Consider the following 458-nt stretch of genomic DNA (forward strand, 5'->3'; position numbering starts at 1 on the left):
TTTACTGACTCCTTGCCCGTTGGCATACATCACACCCAAATTAAATTGGGCTTGAGCAATCCCTTGTTCTGCCGCCTTGCCAAACCACTGCACTGCCTGTGTATACCCCTGACGAACTCCTCGCCCAGCGGCGTACATCACACCCAAATTATATTGGGCTTGAGCATACCCTTGTTCTGCCGCCTTCCGATACCACTGCTCTGCCTGTACATGGTCTTGACGGACTCCTTGCCCCTTGGTATACGCCACACCCAAATTATTTTGAGCTACAGGATCCCCTTGTTCTGCTGCCTTGAGATACCATCGCGCTGCCTCTGCATAATCGTGACGAACTCCTTGCCCTTCGTAATACATCTTACTCAAGCTAAATTGGGCTTCGGCAATCCCTTGTTCTGCTGCCTTGCCAAACCACTGCACTGCCTGTGTATAGTCCTGACGAACTCCTTGCCCATTGTGGT

1 protein-coding gene is annotated in these 458 nt (G+C 51.3%); it reads right to left on the reverse strand.

The features are described 5' to 3' along the window. Positions 1-458: tetratricopeptide repeat protein (locus ACTHUF_RS11215; protein WP_440407739.1), on the reverse strand; the 458-nt coding region annotated here is incomplete at both ends.

Origin of the sequence: Neisseria sp. P0024.S006 (genome assembly GCF_051956595.1) — a bacterium.
GTDB lineage: Bacteria > Pseudomonadota > Gammaproteobacteria > Burkholderiales > Neisseriaceae > Neisseria.